The 19,823-nt window shown below is 61.3% G+C and carries 18 protein-coding genes; 9 read left to right on the plus strand and 9 right to left on the minus strand.

From position 1 onward, the window contains the following. The first annotated feature begins 53 nt into the window (after positions 1–53). Positions 54–1,931, plus strand: coding sequence for a methyl-accepting chemotaxis protein (locus DWQ09_03320; GenBank protein KAA3629297.1), 1,878 nt, complete (start codon positions 54–56; stop codon positions 1,929–1,931). A gap of 26 nt (positions 1,932–1,957) precedes the next feature. On the opposite strand, the gene DWQ09_03325 is transcribed toward DWQ09_03320, so the two are convergent. Genes DWQ09_03325 through DWQ09_03345 form a run of 5 tightly spaced genes read right to left on the minus strand, consistent with a single transcriptional unit; the run spans position 1,958 to position 6,825 of the window. Further along, positions 1,958–2,596 carry a LysE family translocator gene (locus tag DWQ09_03325; GenBank protein ID KAA3629298.1) on the minus strand — a complete coding sequence of 213 codons (639 nt, stop codon included), beginning with the start codon at positions 2,594–2,596 and terminating at the stop codon, positions 1,958–1,960. Between the two features lie 6 nt (positions 2,597–2,602). Next, a complete protein-coding gene (locus DWQ09_03330; GenBank protein KAA3629299.1) occupies positions 2,603–3,802 on the minus strand; it encodes an ABC transporter permease in 1,200 nt (399 codons plus the stop codon). 2 nt (positions 3,803–3,804) lie between these two features. Continuing rightward, positions 3,805–5,010: an ABC transporter permease gene (locus tag DWQ09_03335; protein KAA3629300.1), complete on the minus strand. Its 1,206-nt coding sequence runs from the start codon at positions 5,008–5,010 to the stop codon at positions 3,805–3,807. Further along, the gene (locus tag DWQ09_03340) at positions 5,003–5,683 is read right to left on the minus strand and encodes an ABC transporter ATP-binding protein (GenBank protein KAA3629301.1); all 681 of its coding nucleotides are present in this window, start codon (positions 5,681–5,683) and stop codon (positions 5,003–5,005) included. The genes DWQ09_03335 and DWQ09_03340 overlap by 8 nt, the downstream gene beginning before the upstream one ends. Continuing rightward, entirely contained in the window at positions 5,680–6,825 is a 1,146-nt protein-coding gene (locus tag DWQ09_03345; protein ID KAA3629302.1) for an efflux RND transporter periplasmic adaptor subunit, read from the minus strand. The genes DWQ09_03340 and DWQ09_03345 overlap by 4 nt, the downstream gene beginning before the upstream one ends. Positions 6,826–7,036: 211 nt before the next feature. On the opposite strand from DWQ09_03345, the gene DWQ09_03350 reads away from it, so the two are divergent. The 7 genes from DWQ09_03350 to DWQ09_03380 all read left to right on the plus strand — a co-directional run bounded on the left by DWQ09_03350 (position 7,037) and on the right by DWQ09_03380 (position 11,454). Next, on the plus strand, positions 7,037–7,438 hold the full coding sequence (locus tag DWQ09_03350; protein ID KAA3629303.1) for a hypothetical protein: 402 nt from the start codon (positions 7,037–7,039) through the stop codon (positions 7,436–7,438). 36 nt (positions 7,439–7,474) lie between these two features. Next, complete coding sequence (moaB, locus tag DWQ09_03355; GenBank protein KAA3629304.1) at positions 7,475–7,996, plus strand: molybdenum cofactor biosynthesis protein B; 522 nt, start codon at positions 7,475–7,477, stop codon at positions 7,994–7,996. Between the two features lie 104 nt (positions 7,997–8,100). Beyond that, positions 8,101–9,261 carry a DUF3179 domain-containing protein gene (locus tag DWQ09_03360; GenBank protein KAA3629305.1) on the plus strand — a complete coding sequence of 387 codons (1,161 nt, stop codon included), beginning with the start codon at positions 8,101–8,103 and terminating at the stop codon, positions 9,259–9,261. A gap of 81 nt (positions 9,262–9,342) precedes the next feature. After that, a complete protein-coding gene (locus tag DWQ09_03365; GenBank protein ID KAA3629306.1) occupies positions 9,343–10,134 on the plus strand; it encodes a hypothetical protein in 792 nt (263 codons plus the stop codon). Positions 10,135–10,196: 62 nt separating this feature from the next. Further along, positions 10,197–10,514 (plus strand): heat shock protein HspQ, encoded by a 318-nt coding sequence (hspQ, locus tag DWQ09_03370; protein KAA3629307.1) that lies wholly within the window; start codon positions 10,197–10,199, stop codon positions 10,512–10,514. 32 nt (positions 10,515–10,546) lie between these two features. After that, positions 10,547–11,029, plus strand: coding sequence for a TerB family tellurite resistance protein (locus tag DWQ09_03375; GenBank protein KAA3629308.1), 483 nt, complete (start codon positions 10,547–10,549; stop codon positions 11,027–11,029). Next, positions 11,029–11,454 (plus strand): VOC family protein, encoded by a 426-nt coding sequence (locus DWQ09_03380; protein KAA3629309.1) that lies wholly within the window; start codon positions 11,029–11,031, stop codon positions 11,452–11,454. Before DWQ09_03375 ends, DWQ09_03380 begins: the two co-directional genes overlap by 1 nt. 131 nt (positions 11,455–11,585) lie before the next feature. On the opposite strand, the gene DWQ09_03385 is transcribed toward DWQ09_03380, so the two are convergent. Both DWQ09_03385 and ggt read right to left on the minus strand, forming a co-directional pair. Next, positions 11,586–12,014 carry a DNA-binding protein gene (locus DWQ09_03385; GenBank protein ID KAA3629310.1) on the minus strand — a complete coding sequence of 143 codons (429 nt, stop codon included), beginning with the start codon at positions 12,012–12,014 and terminating at the stop codon, positions 11,586–11,588. A 111-nt stretch (positions 12,015–12,125) separates the two neighbouring features. Continuing rightward, positions 12,126–13,697 carry a gamma-glutamyltransferase gene (gene ggt / locus DWQ09_03390; protein KAA3629311.1) on the minus strand — a complete coding sequence of 524 codons (1,572 nt, stop codon included), beginning with the start codon at positions 13,695–13,697 and terminating at the stop codon, positions 12,126–12,128. Positions 13,698–14,020: 323 nt separating this feature from the next. On the opposite strand from ggt, the gene DWQ09_03395 reads away from it, so the two are divergent. Then, on the plus strand, positions 14,021–18,418 hold the full coding sequence (locus DWQ09_03395) for a hypothetical protein (protein KAA3629312.1): 4,398 nt from the start codon (positions 14,021–14,023) through the stop codon (positions 18,416–18,418). Between the two features lie 171 nt (positions 18,419–18,589). On the opposite strand, the gene DWQ09_03400 is transcribed toward DWQ09_03395, so the two are convergent. Next, complete coding sequence (locus tag DWQ09_03400) at positions 18,590–18,799, minus strand: hypothetical protein (GenBank protein KAA3629313.1); 210 nt, start codon at positions 18,797–18,799, stop codon at positions 18,590–18,592. 192 nt (positions 18,800–18,991) lie between these two features. Further along, positions 18,992–19,675 (minus strand): deoxyribonuclease V, encoded by a 684-nt coding sequence (locus DWQ09_03405; GenBank protein KAA3629832.1) that lies wholly within the window; start codon positions 19,673–19,675, stop codon positions 18,992–18,994. Positions 19,676–19,823: the final 148 nt, after the last annotated feature.

A 19,823-nucleotide genomic window follows, 5' to 3' on the forward strand; every position in this document is an offset into this window, starting at 1 on the left:
GTTCGCGGGGCGGCTCCCCGGCAACTCCTGATTTGGCGGGATAGGGACTGACAATGTGGTTTGAACGCATTTCCATCAAACACTTCATCCTGGCGATGCTCGGTGGCCTTGGCATCGTGGTTATGGTGCTGTCGCTGTTCATGACACAGAAGTTTCGCCAGGCCTCACTCGAGTTTCAGGAGCAATCGCTGCAGCGGATGATCGCCAGTGCCGCGCAGACCGAGATGCGTGCGTTGGAGAAAAGAGCCGCCGAACTCGGCGAGTTTGCACTCAAGGACAACAACTTTAAAAGTCTGATCGGAAAGCTGAGATCAGGTGAAGACGTGGAGGCCAGGCAGCGTCTGCTTGAACTTCTGCAATCGCAGTTCAATCAGCGCTTTGTCACCACGGGCATCGTCGATCTGGTGCTGCTGCGCCTTTACGACAAGCAACTGAATCTGCTCGTGCAGACCGCCGCAGAGGGAACGACAGCCCCGGAGGCGATGAATTCGGGATTGCGGGCGCTGGCCGGGGCTCGCGAGGGGGCGGATCGCATGAAGCGCATCGGGGGTTTGTGGAATTGGAACGACCGGCCGGTGCATTCGACATTGATCCCTGTGGGCGGCCTGAGACTGGCCGGTTATCTGGAGGTGGTCGCCAATCCCATCCACGCATTGCGTCAGCTCGGCACGGCGATCGACATGCCGGTGCGGCTGGTTAGCATGGCCGGCATCGAGCTCGAAAAAAGCGAGTCCTGGCGGACCGATGCCGAGGCCAACCAGCACGTGGTCCCGGTCCACATGCCGGACCTTGGCGCCGATGGCGTGCTGCGCATCGAAGCGGTCGAGGATTTCAGCGACCTCAACGCCAGGATCGCCGCGATTCAGTGGCAGATTCTCGCCGCCTTTGCCGCCCTCATCGGGTTCGGTATCTTCGCGTCGCTCTGGGTGCTTCGCAAGGCGCTGTTTATCCCGGTCACTGAAACCGTGCAGGCGATGGAGAGAGTCGCAGCCGGCGACCTGACGGTGATCCCCAGTGCCAAAGGGCTCAAGGAACTCGCGGCCATCACCCGCGCCCTCTCCGATTTGATCGGTAGTGTCCGCGCTGATGTGCTGGGGGTGATCGATATCTCGCATCAACTCATGAGCCAGGCGAACTCGCTGGAGAACGTGGCCAGCGGCACCAACCAGGGTATCCAGGAGCTGCAGAAGGAGATGGCCTATATCGCCTCAGCAATGACGGAGATGGCGGCAACGGTCCAGCAGGTGGCAGGTAACGCCAATTCCGCGGCCGATGCGGCGCAGCAGGCCGATCAGGAATCGAGCAGCGGGCGCAAGGTGGTCGCGGATGCCGTCAGTGTGATCGAGTCTTTGGCCAAGGAAGTGGAATCGGCCTCCGCCGTCATCTTGCGCCTGGAGAACGAGACCGACACCATCGGCGCGGTGCTGGACGTGATCAAGGGCATTGCGGAACAGACCAATCTCCTGGCGCTGAATGCGGCCATCGAGGCGGCGCGCGCCGGCGAACAGGGTCGCGGATTTGCAGTGGTGGCGGATGAGGTGCGCACGCTCGCTTCGCGCACACAGCAGTCGACGCGCGAAATACACGACATGATCGAACGCCTGCAGACAGGGGCCGGTGAAGCCGTCAAAGCGATGGAGATCAGCCGTGACCGCGCCGGTGCATGTGTGGATCAGGCGATCAAGGCCGGCTCTTCGCTCGACAACATCGCCGCGGCAGTAGGAACCATCAACGATATGAACACCCAGATCGCCAGTGCCGCCGAAGAGCAGAGCGCGGTAGCGGCCGAGATCAATCGCAATGCCAACAATATCAGCCACGTCGCCGACGTGAGCGCGGAAGGGGCGCAACACACCTCCGCCGCCAGCGAGCAATTGCTGCAGCTTTCAGAGCAATTGCGTCGCCAGGTCGGGCGCTTCAATGTCGGCTGACAGACCTCTCTGCATGAGCGCCGGATTCAGCCCCCGGCACCCAGGTTCTCCCACAGCATCAGCAGCGCGATGGCCAGCAGAATCACTCCGGTGGTGACCGATACCGCGCGCTCCACCCGGGGTCTGCTCATCCAATGTCGAATGCGCTGCGCACCCCATGCCAGGGGCAGCTGCCAGAGCGTGTTCACGATGATCAGTGTGATCCCCAGAATAATCAGCTGCAGCGCCACCCGACCCCGCTCCGGGGCGACGAAATTGGGCAGCAGCGCAAGAAAGAGCAGAATCACTTTGGGGTTGAGGAGATTGGTGAACAGGGCATCGCGACAGGCCTTGCGGGCACTGACGGTGTTGCGGGTACTGTCGAGCCGCATCAAACCGTGCGGACGTATCCCCTGTACGCCCAACCAGCCGAGGTAGAGTGCTCCGGCGATGGCGACGCTGCGAAACAACAGCGGCGAGGTGGCGATGATGAGCGAGACGCCGAGCACGGCCAACAGCGTGTGTCCCAGCAACCCGAGCTGAACGCCGGCGACCGTGGCCAGGCCGACACGCTGTCCGGAGGCGAGTGTGTAGCGCAGGATCAGCAGCGTATCGGGACCGGGCGAGAGCACGATCGCCAGGCTCGCGGCGATGAAACCAGCCAGGGTGGCGAGATCGACCGGCATAGAGCGCTATTCGGCCCGCAACGCCTCGACGGGGTCCATGCGTGCCGCGTGCCTTGCCGGCAGTACACCGGCCAGCATGCCGATCACGGCGGCCAGCAGTTCGGCGGCGACGACATAGCGCCATGAGATATGCACCGGCAGCGCGGGTATCGCCTGACCGAGCAGCCAGGCACCGCCGCCACCCAGTACCAGACCGAAAGCCCCGCCGACAGCGGCCAACAGCGTCGCCTCGGCGAGGAACAGCGTCAGCACATGGGTGCGGGTGGCGCCCAGCGCGCTCAGCAGACCGATCTCATTGGTACGCTCGGTAACGGCGATGGTCATGATGGTGAGGATGCCGACGCCACCGACCAATAGCGAAATACTGCCCAACGCGGCTACCGCGAAGGTCAGCACGTCGAGCACCGAACCCAGCACGTCCATCATCTGTTCCTGCGTTATCAGGGTGAAGTCCTCGCGGCCATGGCGTTGGATCAGCAGGCGCTTGATCCTTTCGGCCACCTCTTTGGGATCGGCCTCGGAGCGGTAGAGCAGGTCGATCTCCATCAGGCTGTCGCGATTGAAGAGTTCCATCGCCTTGGTCACCGGGATGTAGACTGCATCGTCGAGATCGAAACCCAGCATCTGACCCTTGGGTTCCATCACACCGATGACACGGTAACGCTCCCCACCGACACGCACGCGCGCACCGAGCGGATTGGCGTCGCCGAACAGTTCATCGCGCACTTTGGCGCCCAGCACGGCGAAGGCGCGCGGCGAGGCGTTGTCCTCCACCGGCAGGAAGCGCCCGGTGGTGACCCGTGAATTCCACACGGCGAGTAGATCGGCGTCAGCGCCAAAAATGTAGGTGCGCCGCGATCGGTTGCCCCATTCGATGGCGGCATTGCCCTGCACAAACGGCACCACCGCTTCGATATCCGGCAGGCGTTCCAACGCCTCGGCATCGTCGAGCGTCAAGGGACGGACGGTGCTGATGACTGCGCCCGATACGCCGAACGTAGTGGTCTTGCCGGGGTTGACCGCGATCAGGTTGGTGCCGAACTGGGTGAACTCGGCGATGACGAAGCGTTGAATGCCCTGTCCGATGGCGGTGAGCAATACCACCGCCGCGATGCCGATGGCGATGCCCAGCGCGGTGAGGAAACTGCGCAGGCGATAGGCACTGACACTGCGTAGAGCCAATTGGCCTAGATCGCGAATCAGCATGGCTATCTGCGTGACAACGCCTGAATGGGGTCGAGCCGTGCCGCCCGTCGCGCTGGCAAAATGCCGAACAGCAAGCCGCTGCCGATGGCGACTCCCAGTGCCGCTAGCACAGCCCACCGGGGTGCGGTGAACGAGAGTGTCGGATAGATTTGACCCAGGGTGAGGTTGGTGACGACACCGATGCCTAGTCCGATCAACCCGCCCGCCAACGACAGCATGCCCGCTTCGGTGATGAAGAGCGTCTGTACGTCACGCCGCGTGGCACCGAGTGCCTTGAGCAGGCCGATCTCGGCGGCACGCTGCGCGACCGCCACCAGCATCACGTTCATGATCAGAATGCCGGCAACCAACAGGCTGATCGCGGCGATGCCGCCGACGGTGAGCGTCAAGGCGCTGAGAATGCGATCGAAGGTGGCGAGTACCGAGTCCTGGGTGATGACGGTGATGTCATCCTCGTCGTCGTGGCGTTCGCGGATGATGCGCAGCACATCACGCTTGGCACTCTCCATGGTATCGCGGTGGGTCGCCTCGACCAGGATACGAAACAGCGAGGGATTGTCGAACAACGCCTGGGCGGTGGCGACCGGCACCACGACCACCTCTTCCAGATCGAGGCCGAGGGAATGCCCGCCGGCGCCGAGCACGCCGATCACGCGGCAGCGGTACTCCCCCATGCGCATCCATTCGCCAACCGCCGGCGTGTTGCGAAACAGCTCATCGCGGACCTTGGCGCCGAGCACGCAGACGGGCGCGGCGCGGCGCGGGTCGCCCGCCGGCAGAAAGCGCCCCCGCGCCAGGGTGAGATGGCGCACCTCCAACAGTTCCGGCGTCGAGCCGAGCAGTGTCACCTCGCGTTCACGGCCACCCCAGGAGACCGGTGCCTGGCCGACGCTGATGGGAGCGATGCGTTTTACCGCACGACTGCGGGTCAGCGCATAGGCGTCGTCGATGGTAAGGTCGCGCGGGGTCTGCCCCAGCATCGGCGGCGCCCCGCCGGTGGTCTCGGAACGACCCGGCAGCACGATCAGCAGTTCAGTGCCGAGCGAGCTGAACTCCCCGGTGACATAGCGCCGCGCCCCTTCGCCGAGACCGGTGAGCACCACCACCGCGGCGACACCGATGGCCATGGCAAGCAGCATCAGCAGCGTGCGGGCGCTGTGGCCGCGCAGGGCGGTGCGAGCGTAGCTGAAGGTGTCGGCGCTACGCATCGGTCACGGTGTCGCTCTCGATATCCCCGTCCACCATGCGAATGCGACGGTGAGCGCGCCCGCCGATCTCCGGGTCGTGGGTGACGATGAGCAGGGTGATGCCCTTGGCGTTGAGGTTTTCCAGCAGTGTCAGTACCTCGGCTCCTGAGTGGCGGTCGAGGTTGCCGGTGGGTTCGTCGGCAAGGATGATCTCCGGGTTCAGGATGGTGGCGCGCGCCATCGCCACGCGCTGACGCTGGCCGCCGGAGAGCTGCTCGGGGCGGTGGTCGGAGCGATCGGACAGCCCGACCTCTTGCAGCGCGACTGCCACCCGTTCGGCGCGCTCCCTGGGCTCCATGCCGGCAAGGACCAGCGGCAGCGCGATGTTCTCGGCCGCCGACAGGCGTGGTACCAGATGAAAGAACTGGAACACGAAACCGATGCGGTTGCGGCGCACATCGGCCAGTTGCCGGTCGGAGAGCCCGGTAACATCGTCGCCGTCGAGAAGGTAACGTCCCGCGGTAGGACGGTCGAGCAGGCCAAGCACGTTGAGCAGGGTGGATTTGCCCGAACCCGAGGGGCCCATGATCGAGATATACTCGCCGGGTGCAACGGTCAGGTCCACGTCGTGCAACGCCTTGACCGTCTGGTCTCCGACTTGATAGTTACGGCAAACGCCCTCCAGGCGGATCATGGTTCCGGTTTCACCAGCGCGCCGGCGCTGACGCCTTTGCGATCCACCGAGAGCACGATCCGGTCGCCCGTGCTGAGGCCACTGCGCACTTCGGCGAACTCCCAGTTGGCGAGCCCCGGCTCGAAGGTGCGCTCCTCCAGGGTATTGTCAGCGGGACGCAACACCAGTACGCGATTGCCCTCGAGCACGGCCTCTGCGGGTACACGCAGCACGTTGTCACGCATCTCCAGTATTACCTCGATATCAGCGCTGTAGCCCGGCAGGAGCGCTGCGTTGGCCTCCGAATCGGTCAGTTCCACCTCGACCTCCACGGTGCGTGCCTGCTTCTCCAGGTCCAGCACGTAGGGGGCGATGCGCCGCACCCGGCCCGGGAAGGGTTTGCCGCGGAAGGCGTCCAGACTCACCTTGGCCGGCATGCCGACCTGAATGGCGGGGGCGTCCACCTCGTCGATAGGGGCGCTGATGTAGCGGCACTGATCGTCGATCAGATCGATGGCCGGCGGAGTGGGAATGCCGGGCGGCGAGGGCGTGGCGTACTCGCCAACCTCGCCGGTCACTTCGGCCACCACGCCCGTAAAGGGGGCATAGAGGCGGGTGCGTTCCAAGGCGGCGTTTGCCACCTCGACCCTGGCTGCACTGACGCCGGCGACGGTGCGTGCGGCACGACAGCCGGCCTGGCGGGCGCGGGCATCGGTCACCGCACGGTCAACCTGATCCTCGGAGATCAGATTCTGCTGCTTGAGGCGCACCTGGCGCTGGGCTTCGCGATCGGCCACTTCCGCCTGCAGGCAGACCTCGTCCGCCTTGGCGACGGCGGCAATCGCATCGCGCTGTGCCAGCAACACCTCGGCGCGCACATCCTCGTTCCATAACTCGAGCAGCAGTTGTCCCTTCTCGACGCGCGCACCTTCGCGCACGGTGAGCTGGGTCACCTGACCGCCAGCGGCGGGCGAGAGGCGCGCGCGGTTACAGGCCTTCACCGTGCCGGCGCGGGTGTTGGCGACCGTCGATTGCACCGGCCCGGTTTCCAGTGAGTGCAGCACCACGGGGATAGGCTGGGGGCGCGAAAACCAGAGGTAGGCACCGGTCACCAGGGCCGCAATGGTCGCCACCACCAGCGCGTTGCGCAGTCCGCGATTCATCACGCACCACCTTCAGCGCTGATGCGGTGGATTTGATGGGGTGCTAGGGGCATGGCAATGTCTTTCAGCTTGTGAATCCTTGGTCTACAGCATGCCAGTATCCGGGCCGTCACACGATACCCCATCGGCTTGATCTTTTTTTGCCGGGTTGCGGGTGGCACAATGCGAGGCCGGATGGCGCGCAGCGCGCACCCAGCCACCCAGGTGCGGAATGGATTTCCTGAAAGATGATCTGAAAACCGGTATCGAAGCCGTCGATAGCGTGCATGCTGATCTCGTCAGGCTCGCAAAGTCGCTGCAACGAGCGGTTGCGGAGGGTCGTAGTGCGGAAGAGGTTGAGGCGCTGCTCACCGAATCTGAAAGTTACGCACACCAGGATTTTTTACACGAAGAGTCGTGTATGCGCGAGACGGGTTTTCCCGGATATGCAGTGCATAAACAGGAGCACGAGTCGCTGGCAGGCGATATTGAGCGCTTGAAGGCGGAGTTGTGCACCAGCGGGCCGACCTCGGCGTTGGCCATTCGTCTGCAACGCCGCATTCGGGAGTGGCTCGTCGTCCATCTCAATCTGGCCGATCGCCAGCTGAGTGATCATCTGAACCATGGGATCTGATCTTCGCATCGGATCATTCAACCCGGGAGACAGTCCATGAGTGCCGAACGCCGATTTGTTCCAGTCAATATCGCCATTCTGACGGTATCGGATTCCCGCACCGAGGCTGACGATAAGTCCGGCCACACCTTGGTCGAACGAATTCAGGATGCGGGACACCACTTGGCCGAGAAAGCTATCGTGGCCGACGACAAATACCGGATTCGGGCGGTCATCTCGCGCTGGATTGCCGATCCCGATATCCAGGCGGTGATCACCACCGGCGGTACCGGAGTGACCGGGCGCGATGGCACTCCCGAGGCGGTATCGCCGCTGCTCGACAAGGAACTGCAGGGTTTCGGCGAGCTGTTTCGCAGCATTTCGTTCCGCGATATCGGGACATCGTCGTTGCAATCGCGCTGTCTTGCCGGGGTCGCGAACGGCACGTACCTGTTTTGCCTGCCCGGGTCGACAGGTGCCTGTCGAACCGGCTGGGACGAGATCATTAAAACGCAGCTCGATTACCGCACCCGTCCGTGTAATTTCGTCGAGTTGATGCCGCGGTTGCTGGAGAAGTAGCCGCACGATCTGCTGAAAGCCTTTGCCGCGCCGGCCGGTCCTGTCTGCACAGGGTCGGCTTTTTTGTGGGCTCTTGGTTGTTGGCGTAACGCAGGAGAGAGCTTATGCGCGTGCTACTGTTTTTCCGGCATCGGGGTGTTGCCGTTCTGCGACTCGGCATCGTGGTGGTAATCGGCTGGTGGGTGATCCAGTTTTTCGCCACCAGCGCCGTTGCTGCGCCCGCTTTCATCAGTGCCTGGCCGGATACCGACTTTGACAGACGTTCGGTCGCACTCGATGAGATCGTGTCAGGCGGGCCGCCCAAGGACGGAATACCTGCCATCGACAGACCGCTGTTCGTTACACCCACGGAAGCGGCCGAGTGGCTCGATCCACGCGAACCGGTGATCAGCGTCGAGCGTAACGGTGACGCACGCGCCTATCCGCTGCAGATCCTCATCTACCACGAAATCGTCAACGATAGCGTCGGTGGCGACCCGTTGGCGGTCACCTTCTGCCCGCTGTGCAATGCCTCGATCGTGTACGAGCGACGCGTCGCGGGTCGCGTACTCGATTTCGGTACCACCGGGCTGCTGCGCAAGAGCGATCTGGTGATGTACGACCGCCAGACCGAGAGCTGGTGGCAGCAGTTCACAGGGACCGCGATCATCGGCGAACTCAACGGTGCCGAATTGCGCCAGGCACCCTCCAGCATCGTTGCCTTTGAAGCGTTCAGCAGCACCTACCCGCAGGGCAGGGTGCTCTCGCGCAAGACGGGCCATTTTCGTCCTTATGGCCGCAATCCTTACCGCGGCTACGATCGGATCGGCAATATTCCGTTTTTACTCCAGGACCCCGCTGATGAGCGCCTGCCCGCAATGGAGCGCGTCATTGGCGTGAGCAACGGGGATCGGCACCGCGTCTACCCGTTCGAAACACTGCGCAGCGCACCGGTGATCAATGATCTGCTTGGCGATGTCCCCGTGGTGGTGTTCAGCAAAGAGGGCACGCTCTCGGTGCTCGATAGCGGGGAGATCAAGGAGTCGCGTACTGTGCCGTCGGCCACAGCCTATCGGCGCGATCTCGGAAATCGACTGCTTACCTTCGAGGTTCGTGATGACGGCATTTACGATCGTGAAACCGGGAGCCGGTGGAATCTGTTCGGTACGGCCGTGGACGGGAGGCTGCGCGGCGCACAGTTGACCCCGCTGCCTGGCGGTGTCCACTTTGCCTTTGCCTGGTTGGCATTTCGACCCGGGAGCGAGATTTACGCCGCTACACGCTGAGAGCGTGGCAGCGCCAAATCGTGCCACGCTCCGTACCCTGTGGCAGAATGTGCGCGCTTTCATCGTGAAGGGGACTGACAGATGCGCGTACTGGTTATTGGTGCTACGGGAGTAGCGGGTAGCTCGGGAATTGCCGCCGTGCGCGAGGTGTATGGCGAGGCCGCGGAGATTACCGGTGTGTGGTACGGCAAGCCCGATCCTGAACACAAGGTGGATGGCGCGAATCATACGCTGTTTGGCGACATCACCGATCTGGCTCTCTACGAGCAGATTGCCGATCAGGCAGGCAAGCAGTTCGACTGGTGCCTTTATGCCACGGCCCACGGCGAGGTCGGTTTTCCTGTCAACGAAGCGACTGCCGAACAGATTGACGCATCGAATCGCCTCAGTGTCGATCCGCTTCGCGTGTTGGAGGCGCGATTCGATATCGGTAACCTCGTGGCCTATTCGACCTTCTATAATCTCGAGCACCAAAAGATCACCTACGGCGCCATGGGTCATTCCAAAGCGGCGATCGAGCAGTGGGCGCTCGAAACCGGCAGGAGCCGCCACTGGGTCATTCGTGCCGGTGCCTTCAAGTCCACCTCCAGTCAAGGTATCAAGCTGCTGGTGAGGCGGCGGGCCAAGCAGTTGGCAGAATCTGACAATGCGTTGCTGCGCCGCTATTTCGAGGGGGTCAAACCTTCCGAGGCTGTGGAGAATCTCGAGCGCGCCGTGCTGGAGGAGGAGCGCGAGCGCTTCGGCGATACCGGTACCGATGCCGCAAGCCTGGTTGCCGCCCATGTCGCCCTGTTCAAGGGCTGTGAAGCACCGTTCGTCAACGTCTGTGGTCGCAAAATCTGGGTCTCCGCGGAGGTGCAACCGCTCGGTTGATCGGACGTTCGGCATTGGCAGTGCTACTTTTAAGGTGAGGTGTTTTTCCTGGAGGTAGCGTCATGGTCATACCGCAAGCCCGCTATAGCGTAGGCCAGTTGGTCCATCACAAGCTTTTCGACTATCGCGGCGTCATCTTTGATGTCGATGCCGTGTTTATGGGCTCCGACGCGTGGTATGAACAGGTGGCACGCTCGCATCCGCCGAAAGACCGGCCCTGGTATCACGTGCTGGTGGATGGCGCCGATCACACCACGTATGTTGCAGAACGCAATCTCGAGAGCGATGCCAGTGGTGTGGCGGTAAATCACCCCTTGCTTGGCAAGTTCTTTACCAGCTTTGACGGTGGGCAATATCAGACGATGCGCCGCGAAAACTGAACCAGACAAACCGCGAGCCACTCTGATTGATCATGATTGACGTTATCCGCCGGTTTTTCGACAAGTACATAGAGCCGGAGTTGGAGCACCCCGGCGCCGCGCATCGTGAGCATGCCTATCGACTTGCCACCGGGGCATTGTTGTTCGAAGTCTCGCGCGCCGATCACCATATCGGTGATCAGGAACTCACCATCATTGCGGGGCTTCTCAAGACTCGGTTCGACCTCTCTGTCGAGGACACGCAGCACCTGGTGGACCTTGCGCATAGCGAGAGTGAAGAGGCGGTGAGTCTTTTCGAGTTCACGCGGCTGGTCGATGCCAGGCTGAGCGCAGGCGAGAAAATCCATGTGGTCGAACTGCTGTGGGAGGTGGCATTTACCGACGGTCGGCTGGATCGTTACGAGGAGTACACCATCCGCAAGCTTGCCGATCTGCTGCATGTGGCACACCGTGATTTTATTGCTGCCAAACTGCGGGTTGAGCAGCGCCTGGGCAGCCCCATCGAGAATCCCTGATGGACCCGGTTTTTACTCATCTCGCCCTGCATGTGCGCGATCTCGATGCCTGCATTGATTTCTATCGCAGCTATTGCGGCATGGCGATTGTGCACGAGCGCACCGGCAAAGGTTCGCGCATCGTCTGGATGGCCGAGCCTGGGCGGGAGCAGGAACTGATCTTCGTTCTGCTCCCAGGCGGTCCAGGTCAACAACGGGCAGACAACGACTTCGGGCATCTCGGGTTTGCCCTGGCGGACCGCGCCGCGGTGGATAGCGTAGCCCGCAAGGCGCGCCTGAACGGATGTCTGCTCTGGGAGCCGCGCCAGGAACCATACCCCGTCGGTTACTATTGTGGTGTGCTCGATCCGGATGGCAACGCGGTGGAGTTCAGTTATGGCCAGCCGCTTGGGCCGGGTGCCGAAAGCGAGGAGGGTGGGTCGTAGGGGTGGGCGCTCGCTCGGAACAGAAGGTCTGAAAGCGGTGCCGTGGCTGTGGGGTATTTATCGAACAGGCGGGCAGGCCGCAAAGATTGCTCTTCGCAGCCTGCCGCTTTTTGAAACCTGAGCGCCCCGATTTACGAGTTGACGGTCTCTTTCAGTGCTTTTAACGCTGTTACACGGACGGCGGTACGCGCCGGTTTGGCCGGAATCTTGATCTCCGCACCAGTGAAGGGATTGCGGCCAACACGGGCCTTGGTCCGCGGCTTGGTTACGCGGCGTACCTTGACACCGGTTTCCGGAATCGTGATCTCGCCCGAGCCACGTTTCTTCATGTGGCGGTTAACCAGATCTCCCATGGAGCCCAGTACAGCGACGACATCCTTACGGGCGACACCGGTCTCTTCAGTGATGGTTGCGATGATCTGATTTTTGGTCTGCTTGGTAGCAATGGGTTTGAGGACTTTGGGGACGGCTACGGCTTTTGCGGTCTTTTTGCTGCTCTTTTTCGGTGCGGCTTTTTTTGCCGCGGCCTTTTTGGGTGCTGCCTTTTTCTTTGCTGCCATGGAGGTCTCCCGGTTGGTAGTGGCGAAACATACGCGTGTGGGCGCAAAAATAGCACAAACCAAAACGCTTTTGGCAAGCAAATAACGCTGTTTGGCAAACTTTTACGGGAATTAGTGAACGAGTTTTGCTATGCCGCCCCGCCGCGGGTCGCCAAAGCCGCTCAACATGTGCCCGCAGGGCGACTCCTTTACGGCATGAATTCCCCCAAAAAAGAGATTCTGCTGCTCCCAGCGCTGTGACTCCTGATAGTCAGATTCAAGTTCGCCGAGCACTCCGGCCGCGAATCCCGGCTCGCTGCTCAGGCGTCCGTTCTCGAAGTGTATCCTTGGGGCATTCACCGCTTCCTCGAGATCCATGCCGAAATCGATGGTGTTGATCAGGAACTGCAGAATCGCCGTGCGAATCCGATTCGAGCCCCCGGATCCGCACGCAACCACACCGTGTGCTGGATCAAGGAGCACGGTCGGCGCCATCATCGAGGTGATACGCTGGTCGCACTGCCAGCGGTGAAATCCCATCGGGTGAAGATCCTCCTCGCCGAGCATATTGTTCAGCATGACACCGGTGTGAGGGATCAGATAACCGCAACCTTCGCCGTTGGTGACGGTCATGCTGGCCACGCCGCCGTTGCGGTCCATGACGCTGATGTGCGTTGTTCCGCGGGTGAACGTCGCGCGGTCCAGTACCTCGTCGCGATAGGCATCGATGAAAGGATCGACGAGAATCCGCTCTATATCGGGAGCATGGTGCCTATGGTGCAGGTCGGCATCGATCCGCGCCTTGTTGGTCACAGCCATTGCGTGTGCGAGTACGGCCAGGTGATGGTGGCTGCCGAATCCTTTGGCCGCGATATCGGCGCCTTCCAGCAGGCGTAGTGCGAACGCGATCAGCAGACCGCCGCAAGACGGCGGCGGGTTGGTCAGTATCTGGGCGCTATGGTACGAGAGGTGTAGCGGAGTGCGCTGTTCGACCCTGTAGCGGCGCATATCTTCCGCAGAGAGCTGCCCACCGTGTTGCGCACAGTCGCGGATCAGGTGTTGTGCAACCTCACCTTCATAGAACAGTCGATCTCCTTCACGGGCTAGCACTTCAAGAAAATCGGCGAACACCGGTAGGCGCAGCCATTCGTCCTCGCCAATAAGCCGCGCGATGTCGGTGGCGCTTCGAAATGTGGCAAAAGAGTCCGCGCCGGACCGATAGATGGCACCCACGACGTCGAAGATGTAAGACTGCAACGCGTTCATGCGCACGCCTTCGCGGGCGCTGACGATGGCCGGCTGGATGATCTCGCCGAGCGGCATACTGCCGAGATCGCGATGGATCTCAAACATCCCGCGCACCGCGCCCGGCACTGCGATTGAGCCCATGCCGATATGAAATTCCTGGGTTGTGGTACCGAAGTCCGCCACAATCGGGTAAAAATCCAGGTCATTCTGCGGGCGCTTTCGACGCGGGGTCTGAACGAAGAAATCGTACAAACGCGGGGCATGCTGCGGACGGTGGGCGAGCAGAAAGCCGCCTCCACCAAGAGACGCCAGCACCGGTTCGGCCACGCAGGCGGTAAAAAAAGCGCCGATCACGGCGTCAAAGGCATTGCCGCCCTCGCTCAGTATGAGTTCGGCTGCAGCGACGGTCTCCTTATGGCCGGCGGCGACCACACCTTTATAGTTGTTTGATGCCATGAGCGGTGGCAGAGGGTTGTGTTCGTGACCACCATTATGACAAACCAGCCATTCGAGCGCTTGGGTGGATTGGGTGTCATTTCTAGAAAAGTCACCTAGAATCCTGTAAAAGTTAGGAATTCGTCACAGTGAGGGCCTGCCGCTGCGGTAAAAAATGAAAAGCTGGCGGTAGTGCGGAAAATTCAGGAGCATCCTCGGGGCGAATTGCGGTTTGCGCGATGCCACGCAAGAAATCAATGCCGCGCGAGTGGGGTGGCACACCGCGGGTGTGTCTGAGTAACGCCCTCGATCACCGTTATTCGCGCTTATAAGGGTCGTTATCCATGGGTGAACCAAAGGCTATTGTCGAAGAGGGGCTGCTCAAGCGGTTCGTCCCCATTAGCGCACTAGCCGAAAACAGCCTGCGTCAGATCGCCAAGAAGGCGGTTCTGGCGGAATACAAACCCGGCGACTACCTGTTCAAAAAGAATCAGCGGGACGGAAACACACTCTATCTTCTCTCGGGCGACATCGATCTTGTCGCCGGAGGCCAATCGGTGCACGTCGAGGCCGGCTCCGAAACCGCAAGGCACCCTATCGGGCAGCATCAACCACGTCAGGTCGACGCGGTGGCACGCAGCGCCGTTACCTGTATTCAGGTCGAAACCAACCTGGTCGACATGGTGCTCACCTGGCAGCAGTCCTCCGTGGAGGTCGGCGAGATCAATCAGGACAGTTCCAGCGACTGGATGACGCGCATGCTCCAGAATCGCCTGTTCCTCAAGCTGCCGCCGGCCAATATCCAGAAGATAATGATGTTGATGGAGGACATGGAGGTCAGCGAAGGCGACACCATCATCCGCCAGGGCGAAGAGGGCGATTACTACTATTACATCCGCAGCGGCCGCTGTCAGGTGCTACGACAGCCGCGTCCCGATGCACCCGAGGTGAAGTTGGCCGAGCTGCCGGCAGGGGAGTCCTTTGGCGAGGAGGCGTTGGTTTCGGAGGAGAATCGTAACGCCACGGTGCGTATGTTGACGGATGGCGTCTTGATGCGACTGGCCAAAAAGGACTTCGTCAAACTCATCTCCGATCCGCTGCACAATATCGTCGACTACTACAAATCCGAGGTGTTGGTCAGTGATGGGGCGGCCTGGTTGGATGTACGCCTGCCCGACGAGTACGCCAATTCGCATATCTCGGATGCGATCAACATTCCTTTGCCGACCTTGCGTTTGCAACTCAAGCAGCTCGATAAACGCCGCAGTTACGTAATTTATTGCGATACCGGTCGGCGCAGTTCCACCGCCGCCTTTCTGATGAGCGAACAGGGATTCGATGCCTATGTTTTAGGTGGTGGCCTGATGAGTCTGCCGCCGGAAGTGTTTTTGGTTTCAGACAATAAAGAAGATGCCAATCGTGCCGGAATCGAGATGATCTCGTCGCAGATTGTCAGGCAGGGAGCCAAGGACGCCGAGAACAAGCGTGTTGAATCCAAAAAGGAAGAGGCCAAGCGGTCAGATCCAAAGAAAGCGACGAGCCCTCCCGCCAAGCCGACCCCGGTACCGGGGAAACCGGTGAGCACGGCGAAGCCCGAGTCAACCAAGAGTACGACGACTACGCAGGATGTGCTGGCGCGTGCACGCGAGGCGTTGGAACAGGCACGGCGTGTCAAGCACAAAGGCCCGGAGACGGCGCCAGCAAAAGCGGCAGCGCCTGCGGCTGCGAATACCCCCGCGAAAGCCATGGGGTCCGCATCAGAGGAGCAGCAGCGCACTACAAAAATCCTGCAAGAGGCACAGGCCTCCAACATGCTGCTGCAGCAGGAGCTGCAGCGTGCTGAAGAGGATCTGCACCGTATCAATCAGCAGTTGGAGGAGATGCTGCAGGAGAATCAACGTCTCGAGGTGGCGTTGGTCAAGCAGCAGAGCTCAGGCAAGAGTGCGGCTGAGGAGTTGCAGCAGCGACTCGATGCCGAGCGGGCCCGCAACCGCGTCGACCTGGATGCGTTGAATGAAAAACTGCGTGTCCTGGAGAGCGAGAGGAGCAGTGCACGCCGCGAAAACGACGAAACGCGTGACGCGATGGAGAAGCTGCGTCAGGAGCAAAAAGCCCAATCCACCGAGTGGGAAAGGAAGCTCGGTGAAGAGATAGCGCGCCACCAGCGCGATCGGGAGGATCTGGAACGCCAACTCAATGAGGTGCGGCGTGCGCGAGACCAGGCCGAGGCGCAGGCCCAGAGCGGGCAGCGTACCACCGATGAGCTGACGGAGAAGTTGCGCTCGGAGCGCAATGAGCTGGAAGGCCAGTTGCGGAGTACAAAGGAACGTCAAAGTGGCGAGTTGGCGGAACTCAACGACCGGCTCACCGAAGCCAGGCGTGAAACCGAAGCGTTGAAAAACGCTACCGCCGGGCAGCGGGAGTTGGAGCAGCAGGTGGAGAGTCTGCAGGCTGCCCTGACTCAACAGAGTGCGGAGCTGGCCACGCTGGATGGGCGCCTGGTCGACGCGCAGAAGCAGCAGCAGTCCACAGATGCGGTTCGTGTTCAGCTGGAGGCGCAGGTCAAGCAGTTGGCCGGAGAGCTGGAGCAGGGGCAGGTGGCCGCACAGCAGTTGGAGCAGTTGCGTAGTGACGTCGAGGCATTGCGTGCAAAGGCTCAACAAGCTGAGAACGAGAAACAGACAGCGAGTGAGGAGCAACAGCGGGCAACGGAGCTTGCCGAGCAGGCGGTAGCCGATCAGAAACGGACACAGGAGGAACTGGATTTCACTCAGCGCACGGTAACCAAAGCGCTGATGGACAAGGAGGGCGCTGAAACGAAATTGGCCAAAGCCCAGGATCAGTTGGAGCAGGAGCGAAGCGAGCGCGAGCGGCGCGACAGCGAACTCGAACAGCTCAGGGCCGAGACTGCAGCGCTGCGCCAGGCCAGAGATCAGGCTGTTGCAGAGCGAGACGAAGCTCAGCAGGCTCGCCAGACCGCAGAAGCGGCCGCGGAGCAGGCCCACAATGAACGTAAGGATCGCGATCGGGAACTGAAGGCTGAGCTCGATCGTTTACAGAAGGAGATCGCCCAGTACCAACAGCGCCTTGAGTCTGCGCAAGCGGTGCGCGAAGAGGCTGAAAGAGCGCGTCTCGAGGCCGAGGAGCGCGCCAACAAAGTGTTCTCCACCAACGATCAGCGCCAACAGGAGCTGGAGGGCCAGATTCAGGAGTATCAGACCGTTCTTGCCCGCATGGAGGAGGAGCTCAATCAGGTCGGGCGAATCACCGAAGAGGCAGATAGCACACGCAAGACGCACGAAGATCGCATCCAGCGTATGGCGCAAGAGATGGAGCGCCTGCGGCGTCTGGTCAAAGAGGCCGAGAGCGAGAAGGAGGATGCGTGGCAGTCGCGCAAGCAGGCCGAACAAGAGGTTGCCCGGGCGCGGCGCGAGGCTGTGGAGGCGATCCAGAAATCCAACGATCAGGTGCGCAGCGCACAAACCGACCTGCAGCGGGTGCGCTCCGAGACTGAGCAGGAGATACAGCGCCGTCTCGAATTGGAAACCAATCGATTCATGGCGAAAGATGCGGTCGCGGCACCGCTACCGGTGGTGGCAAAGTCGAACTTTCAGGATGCTTCTAGCCGCTCGGAGCGTGAGGTGACGTTGGGGGCTGAGCGCATACGCGCCACACAAACGGTCACCGGGCGCCATAAGCCGCAGGAGAAAAAGGGCAGCACAGGTTTAATTCTCTTTCTGGTACTGCTTACAGTGGGTGGTGTGACGGCGTTTGTTTTCAAGGATCAGTTGATGTCGATCTTGGGGATATCTCCCGCGCCTGAAGTAGCCCCGCCATCCGCCAGTGCGCCGGTGTCCCCCGCTCCAGCGCAATCCAGTGCCAAACCGGCAGCTCCGCAGCCGGCTGGTTCGCAATCCGCGGCTGCGCCCAAACCGCAAGCCAAACCGGCACCCGTGCAGGCGCCGGCACCGGTGCAAGCACCACCGCCCGTGCGGCGCTCTACCGAAACGATTCGCGGCGACACTGTTCAGGATCCGCTGCGCGGCGGTGGTTTGGCGCCGGTCATGGTGCGCATCCCAGCGGGCGATTTTGTGATGGGAGATGATACGGCCTCCGATATCACGGTCAGACCCCAGCATACGGTCAATATTGACGCCTTTGCCATTGGCCAGAATGAGATCACTTTTGAAGATTATGAATTGTTTGCCCAGGCGACGGGGCGGGAAGCTCCCGATGATCAGGGTCGCGGACGTGGCAAGCACCCTGTTGTCAATGTCTCATGGAACGACGCGCGCGTGTACGCCGCCTGGCTGAGCGAGCAGACCGGGCACCGCTATCGTCTGCCCACCGAGGCAGAGTGGGAGTACGCCGCTCGGGCGGGACAGAAGGGCTCCTATTGGTGGGGCAGCGCGGTGGGCATCAGCAACGCGAATTGCTTTAACTGCGGCAGCCAGTGGGATGGACTACAGCCGGCGCCTGTCGGCAGTTTTCGCGCCAACCCGTTTGGAATCCACGATACGGCGGGCAATGTGGCGGAGTGGACGCGCGATTGCTATCACGCGAGTTATGAAGGCGCACCCGCAGATGGCAGTGCCTGGGAGACTGGAGAATGTACCGAGCGGGTGGTGCGCGGTGGATCGTTTGCCAGTTCGAGCAAAGCGCTGCGCTCGGTGAACCGGGAACGCTTTACCCTCGATACTCGCCTCGACAATCTGGGTTTCCGCCTGGTGCGCGAGGAGTAAGGGGACCTCTGGGGCTCAACGCAGCACGCGCCGGATTTTGAGATAGGCTCCAAGTTTCTGCCCGTTTTTTGGCACCCTCAAAGCCATTGCGGTCTGGGACGCGAGTTCGTTGAATCCCAGACCGCATTTTTGTGGATGGCTTGGTGGGAACGCTGCCGAACGACCCGCCGTTCAATCACCGCTTTCATCGAAATAGCAGCCCGGTAAAACGGCGGGCAATACCCGCGTGGCCGGATGTGCTTGGTCGTGTTCCACCCATTGTAACGCGGCGCTGACGCGGGGTGACTCTGCTCGTTTGCGCGAATCTGCCATTGCCGCGTCGGTGTCGAGTACCGACTGTTCAATCACTTCGCCGGTGCGCATATCGAAGACGATCACCATGGTTCACCTCCTATACAGGTCTTAGCCCAGATCCCGCCCATCACTGGACCGGTCGTGGCGATTTTGAGGCCCGTTTCAATACTGGTAGGGCATCCTGTCTCGATAGCGCTCTCCTAAGCCCGTTATCGGCCGTTTCGAGCCATGGTTAAGCGATGCCTTGTCTAGAACCCATCTCAAAATCCTGCGCCGGGCTTAGCGGCGTGCCGGTTGCTTGTGCGTTGCACGCGGATGCGAGGCCAGATGATGGGCCTGACGGGTGGTCTCTGGTAAGCGATAGCGTGTCGTGCAGGCCATGACCCAGCGAATTGACGAGCTCAGGTCGATGCGATGTCCCGGAGAGACGTAGAGCGGTTTGACGCCCGGGCGAGTGCGCAGCACCGCACCGATCGTCTGCCCACTGTCCAGCAACGGTACCCACGCACCCCGTGTGTCGGGTACCGGGTCGTGGCAACCAACCAGTCGACTCTTGGCAACACCAATGCTGGGTATGCCGGTGAGCACGCCAAGATGACAGGCGATACCGAAACGGCGTGGGTGAGCGATGCCCTGACCGTCACAAAGCAACAGATCAGGCGGATCTTGCAGTTGTTCGAGGGCGGCCAAAACTGCAGGCACCTCACGAAACGATAACAGACCGGGCACGTAGGGAAAGCGGGTCGGCAGTTCGGCGATGGCCTGGTTGCTGAGTGCCAGTTCAGGGTAATGCAACACGACAACCGCGGCGCGCGTCACACCGCGACCGCCCGGGAAACCCACATCGATACCGGCAGCGGTACGGATGTTGGTCAATGCGCCTTGGCATACCACCTGCTCCCGAAGCTCCTGCTGAATCGCGATTGCCTCTTTGGGCGTGACGTTCCAAGAATGAGCAAACAGTGGTTTCATGGTAGCGACGATGGTGCCGCAAGCGATGCGGCGAATCCACCCGCAATGAACCCACCAAATACCCGCACCAGGCCCGCTTTCAGTGTGAACCGGTCGACAGACCCGCCGTGAAAGCGGGCGTCCAATACCAATAGGACAC

Source organism: Pseudomonadota bacterium (assembly GCA_008501635.1).
Lineage (GTDB): Bacteria > Pseudomonadota > Gammaproteobacteria > QQUJ01 > QQUJ01 > QQUJ01.

Coding starts and splice junctions, on each gene's coding strand:
- DWQ09_03360 (KAA3629305.1), top strand. CDS start 8,101: ATGCGCGTGCTACTGTTTTTCCGGCATCGGGGTGTTGCCGTTCTGCGA.
- DWQ09_03350 (KAA3629303.1), top strand. CDS start 7,037: ATGGATTTCCTGAAAGATGATCTGAAAACCGGTATCGAAGCCGTCGAT.
- DWQ09_03385 (KAA3629310.1), bottom strand. CDS start 12,014: ATGGCAGCAAAGAAAAAGGCAGCACCCAAAAAGGCCGCGGCAAAAAAA.
- ggt (KAA3629311.1), bottom strand. CDS start 13,697: ATGGCATCAAACAACTATAAAGGTGTGGTCGCCGCCGGCCATAAGGAG.
- hspQ (KAA3629307.1), top strand. CDS start 10,197: ATGGTCATACCGCAAGCCCGCTATAGCGTAGGCCAGTTGGTCCATCAC.
- DWQ09_03345 (KAA3629302.1), bottom strand. CDS start 6,825: ATGAATCGCGGACTGCGCAACGCGCTGGTGGTGGCGACCATTGCGGCC.
- DWQ09_03395 (KAA3629312.1), top strand. CDS start 14,021: ATGGGTGAACCAAAGGCTATTGTCGAAGAGGGGCTGCTCAAGCGGTTC.
- DWQ09_03335 (KAA3629300.1), bottom strand. CDS start 5,010: ATGCGTAGCGCCGACACCTTCAGCTACGCTCGCACCGCCCTGCGCGGC.
- DWQ09_03375 (KAA3629308.1), top strand. CDS start 10,547: ATGATTGACGTTATCCGCCGGTTTTTCGACAAGTACATAGAGCCGGAG.
- DWQ09_03330 (KAA3629299.1), bottom strand. CDS start 3,802: ATGCTGATTCGCGATCTAGGCCAATTGGCTCTACGCAGTGTCAGTGCC.
- DWQ09_03365 (KAA3629306.1), top strand. CDS start 9,343: ATGCGCGTACTGGTTATTGGTGCTACGGGAGTAGCGGGTAGCTCGGGA.
- moaB (KAA3629304.1), top strand. CDS start 7,475: ATGAGTGCCGAACGCCGATTTGTTCCAGTCAATATCGCCATTCTGACG.
- DWQ09_03400 (KAA3629313.1), bottom strand. CDS start 18,799: ATGGTGATCGTCTTCGATATGCGCACCGGCGAAGTGATTGAACAGTCG.
- DWQ09_03320 (KAA3629297.1), top strand. CDS start 54: ATGTGGTTTGAACGCATTTCCATCAAACACTTCATCCTGGCGATGCTC.
- DWQ09_03380 (KAA3629309.1), top strand. CDS start 11,029: ATGGACCCGGTTTTTACTCATCTCGCCCTGCATGTGCGCGATCTCGAT.
- DWQ09_03325 (KAA3629298.1), bottom strand. CDS start 2,596: ATGCCGGTCGATCTCGCCACCCTGGCTGGTTTCATCGCCGCGAGCCTG.
- DWQ09_03340 (KAA3629301.1), bottom strand. CDS start 5,683: ATGATCCGCCTGGAGGGCGTTTGCCGTAACTATCAAGTCGGAGACCAG.